2 protein-coding genes and 3 pseudogenes are annotated in these 4,759 nt (G+C 55.8%); 2 read left to right on the top strand and 3 right to left on the bottom strand.

The features are described from left to right. Positions 1–94 precede the first annotated feature (94 nt). Positions 95–718 (top strand): annotated as a pseudogene (locus AAAC48_RS14345) (transposase); the annotation flags it as partial. A gap of 307 nt (positions 719–1,025) precedes the next feature. Here AAAC48_RS14345 and AAAC48_RS14340 read toward each other — a convergent pair. Then, entirely contained in the window at positions 1,026–1,592 is a 567-nt protein-coding gene (locus AAAC48_RS14340; RefSeq protein WP_340654822.1) for a hypothetical protein, read from the bottom strand. 981 nt (positions 1,593–2,573) lie between these two features. Continuing rightward, positions 2,574–2,813 (bottom strand): annotated as a pseudogene (locus tag AAAC48_RS14335) (MucR family transcriptional regulator); the annotation flags it as partial. Positions 2,814–3,021: 208 nt separating this feature from the next. On the opposite strand from AAAC48_RS14335, the gene AAAC48_RS14330 reads away from it, so the two are divergent. Then, positions 3,022–3,585 (top strand): GNAT family N-acetyltransferase, encoded by a 564-nt coding sequence (locus AAAC48_RS14330; protein ID WP_340654821.1) that lies wholly within the window; start codon positions 3,022–3,024, stop codon positions 3,583–3,585. Between the two features lie 539 nt (positions 3,586–4,124). Here the strand turns inward: AAAC48_RS14330 and AAAC48_RS14325 are convergent. Further along, a pseudogene (locus AAAC48_RS14325) lies at positions 4,125–4,759 on the bottom strand (adenylate/guanylate cyclase domain-containing protein); the annotation flags it as partial.

The raw sequence follows: 4,759 nt of genomic DNA, 5'->3' as shown, positions 1-4,759 counted from the left end.
TGTGTGAGAACAGCCACAAGCATCAATGAAAGGAAGCGCAGCATGAAGTATTTTGCAGGCCTTGACGTTTCGGTGCAAGCGACATCGGTATGTGTCGTCGATGAGACCGGCCGGATTGCTGCGCAACTTCGGCCTGAAGGTCGGGATTGTCGGGGTGGGGAAATTCGAGGACCGGATCCATGACCTCCTGGAGGCATTGCCCGATCTGCAGGAGATCGTTGCGCCTCTGCTCGATGCCCGTCGAAAGCTCCGGGAGGAGTTCTCGCGGCTGCACCGTAGGGTCCTCGACATCGCCAGTGGTGACGACACTTGCCACCGATTGATGACGATACCCGGTATCGGTCCGGTGATCTCGCTCGCGTACATCTGCACCATCGACGCTCCGGCGCGGTTTACGAAATCACGAGCGGTGGGGCCAGCCTTGGGATTGACGCCGGTTGTCAATCAATCGGGACAAAGCAAGAGGATCGGCCGCGTATCCGCCGCTGGAGACGCGATCATGCGCGGTTTGCTTTACGAGGCGGCGCAGGTGTTGTTGACCCGCGTGAAGAAATGGTCGTGGCTGAAGGCCTGGGCGATGAATATCGCCAAGCGTCGCGGTCTGCAAAAAGCCGTCGTCGCCCTCGCACGGCGGCTTGCGGTGATCATGCATCGCATGTGGTGCGATGGCACGGAATTCCGGTGGACCCGCGACCACGACATGGCGAAGGCCGCCTGATCAGGAATAACAGGAGACAATAAGGTTCTGCCAGCCGATGGAAAGATGTCCTTCGCGAACGGTGAATAAGGTGAGTTCGGCCACACACTTGCTTCGACTGCAATATATCGCAGTCAGAGCGCCTCAAAGATTGGACCGCGCCTTGTTCTTCTGATCCTATGGTGGGAGGGCAATGAGCCGATCCCGGAGAGAAGCGTGGACCGCGAAAGACATTAAAAGCCGGTTCAGAAGATAACTCGAAGTGCTTGACCTCAACACGCCGAATAGAGAAGTGTGCGGTTGGGTTGATTGGCATATTCCCTCGCGGTCATTTGATCTCCCAGGTCGTGTTATGCGGGATGTCCATCGCAGTGTAGCCGCCGGGACCAGATAGTGCCGGCATTGCGATGCAAGCAAATGGCTCGCTCCCAGTAATTCCCGCGTACTTGCCGGTGCCGCCGGTGATAATATGGGTGCCGCAGCTCATCTCTGGCTGCGACTTGTCGAGGTCGCGAGTATCAAAGGTCGAGAAAATCTTGTCACCGTCGCTATCGGCCAGCACGCAGGCGCCGTCGATATATTTCTTCTCGCCCGACGCAACGCTCAGCGCTGTGCAATGTGCTGACATCTTGTCGAACATTTTCTCTCCCTTCATGTTTTCGGTGGTGCCGACCGCCTCCAGCGAGGTGGCCGTACCGAGGTCGGCAATGTCAATGTTCATCAAAGGCCGAAATATGAAGTGCGTCACGTAGGGCGTGGTCCCCTTCTTTTCGATCGGCTGTCCGAGGACGATCCCAGGGACAAAGGCCATAAGAACTCCGGAGAGAAGTGCCGCTTTGACCAGTGTCATCGCTGCGGCGGGTGCATTGATTATGCTCAGGTTTACGGGTTTCATTGGTTCCTCCCTTGTCTGCGGATGCGGCGCGGCCCGATTGAATTTCCTACCATCGCCTGCCCGCTTCCCTCCGTGCTGTTTCAACCCAACCAGGCCACATAGCATCGCGTTTCAATTTTCGCGGAAATGACCCAGCTCTGCTTTTGCGAGCTCGCACGTAGCCTTCGCGCGCAAGAAACGCACGTAAGCAAAAAGCCAAAATTTCGCACTAATCGATTGACTTGCAGCTCATCTAGACATAACTCAGCGCTCCGTAAGTTTACTTACAGATAGTCAGCTTCGATATATCTAATGAGTACGCAAATTACACAGGCAGCGCTGCTCCCTGTGTTTCCATGTTCTCGCGTCAACGCGCGAATTTCTCCTCAACTTTTAACTATACTACGAATTCGTTGACAACGGAACCTGTGGGCGGTTAGCCATTTCGATGTAGGAATTGGAGCTCCTGTGCTGATACCATGCAGGACCAGTCGGATCATTTGATAGGCGCTGCGCGCACCGTAGACGCCTGCATAATATTGCTGATCGGTGCAAAACTGGGACGGTATTCTGATGATGTTCAAAGAACATCATAATGGCTCGCCCATATCTCACCCGTTACTGATGGGACGAGCCATCCCGGAAGAACCGCCGTGACCACGGGACCGGCAAGTTTGATCCCAAGGTCAGATAAGGTCAGAGCCGGCAAACCAAACAGGCGAGTAGCCTCGCTCAATCCCATATTATTTGTAGCTAGCGGCGGGGGCGCACTATCGTCGCTGACGTTCAGAAAGGCGACAAACAGCACCAGGCGTTCTTGACGGCGATCGAAGGAGAGACTGATCAGTCCCGATCTGAATATTCTACTTCCGAGTCGCCAAACGTGCCGCAACGGCTACAAACGACGGAGCGGGACTCCGAAAGGTTAGGCCGCACTACTATCGTGATCGCGTGCAATTTGAACTTGCAAACTCCGGATAAGCAAAATTTGCCATGGCGAAATTAACCGGCTGCTTTCCGCTTGCGGCTTAGTGCCATATTCTTTGCAAGCTGTGAACGGATTGCCGCATAATTTGGTGCGACCATCGGGTATGATCGCTCGAGCTGCCACCTTTCGCGATACAGTTCCGGGGTAAGGCCAAATGCCTTCATTTGCCCGTCTTCAAGGCAAATTATGTAGTCATCTGTAACCGACTTTTTCGGATCAACGGCCGGTTCTGGCTTCGGAGCGACAATCCCGGCGAAAACAGAGACGATCGGCTGATCGAAGGCGGCGACAGGTTAGATCTGACTGCCGCCTACAATCGCGTCTGGCTCGCAAGGGCAAATAGGGGTAATTAGGATTCTTCCCGATTCGACCTATCTAACAATTAACGCGTGCCCGCTTTTGCGGTAATCTGAGCCCATATTCCGTTGCCATTGCATGGCGACCGGATTATTGGGGGCTGTCATGGCAAATACGATTCTGAAGCACAGGCTTGCGACCCGTGCCGACTATCCAGATCTGACCGCTTTGATAGATGCCGCAATTTCCGAACTTCAAAAGCCTTTCCTGGATGCGGCCCAGATAGCGTCAAGCCGGATCATCATGGGTCTTGACACTCAACTCATTGACGATGGAACGTATTTTGTCGTCGAGCAGGACAGCGCTGTTGCGGGATGCGGTGGCTGGAGCTGGCGCGCAACACTGTATGGCGGAGATCGCTCGCCTGGTCGGGATGCTGCTTTGCTTGATCCCGCGAAGGATCCAGCGCGGGTGCGCGCCATGTATACACATCCCGACTTCACGCGCCGCGGCGTCGGTCGGTTGATACTTTGCCTTTGTGAGGAGGCGGCTCGAGCCGAAGGTTTCAGCCGTGTGGAACTTATGGCGACAAAGGCGGGCGAGCCGCTGTATCGGGCTTGTGGATATGAACTGCTTGAGCCGGTACTCGACGATCGGGGTGGCGTGGCGGTTCCGCTTCTACGAATGGCCAAGGCGATTGTTGGCGCTGGTCGGCCGCAATCTCCCTGACGCAACCGAGGGCGTTGCGATGATTATCAGAATTTACCGTGGCACGGTGTTTCCCGGGAAAGAACACGCCTGGCAGAACAGAGTCGAACAGCTGTCAATCCCGTGGCTGAAGTCACAACCGGGACTGATCGCATTTATCGGGGCAAACCAATGCGCGCGAGTGGCAGCCGCACCTTCTGCATGGTTATGGTTTGGGATAGCGTCGACCCAATCGCGGCTGCCGTGGGTGAGGATTGGAAGATCCCGAATTACTTAGGGGATGAAGCGGAGCTCATAGAGAAATCTGAATTGGACCATTTCGAACTTTATCCGTAGCGCGATTGAGCCGCTTCGTATTCGGAGGACGCACCTGAAATTGACAAAACGGCCTACGAGCTTTTGGGCGAACGCGATCCTTAAAAACGTGCGCACCTTTGAAAGGGATCCGTATTGGTCGGATAGGGCGGGTTTAAGCGTGGCTCTGAATCCATCCGACGCCCTCCCAACCACTGGTGGCTCGCCGTTGCATGTCGCCTTTCGACAATATGGGGCGACGACAGTTATTCTGGCAACCCCGCCCCACGATAACCCTCAACAAAGTGCCGCCGCACGTCTTCGTCCCGGAAAGGTTGCGAAGCGGACCAATGCCGAATTGTGAAATGCGGATTGCTCATCATGAACATCTCTGCCTCCCGGCGCGCCTCCTCCAGACGCCCGAGTTGCGCCAGGCTCGCCGCAAGAATGCGGCGCGATGTCGTGCGATAGGTTTCGGGCCGGAGTAGCGTCTGAACTGCGGACTTGTAGTCGTGAAGCGCATATTGCGCCTGCCCCAACATCCAGTAATACCAACCAGGTGGGTGAGGATTGAGTCGGAGCGCTTTGCGTACGTGTTCGACGCCATCGGCTGGTCGGCCGTTCAGCGTAATCAAGTCCGAGCGCATCGCCCATGCGTCGGCATAGTTCGGATCCAATCTAAGGGTGATATCGAATTCCGCATCTGAATCCGCCCAGCGGCGTTCATGTCCCAGGATGATGCCCAATACCCAGTGGTTCCCGGCGTCGTTGGGATCGAGCGCCACGGCCCGTTGTGCTTCCGCCAACGCTCTTGCCCGGCTGGGATCGATCGGCTCGTCCCAAAACTCCCAACCCAACCACAAGTTAAGGGCCAACCAGCGATGCGCTTCGGCATATTCCG

Source organism: Phyllobacterium sp. (genome assembly GCF_037994405.1).
Classification (GTDB): domain Bacteria; phylum Pseudomonadota; class Alphaproteobacteria; order Rhizobiales; family Rhizobiaceae; genus Phyllobacterium.
This window is presented reverse-complemented; position numbering and strand designations above follow the sequence as displayed.

Coding starts and splice junctions, on each gene's coding strand:
- AAAC48_RS14330 (WP_340654821.1), top strand. CDS start 3,022: ATGGCAAATACGATTCTGAAGCACAGGCTTGCGACCCGTGCCGACTAT.
- AAAC48_RS14340 (WP_340654822.1), bottom strand. CDS start 1,592: ATGAAACCCGTAAACCTGAGCATAATCAATGCACCCGCCGCAGCGATG.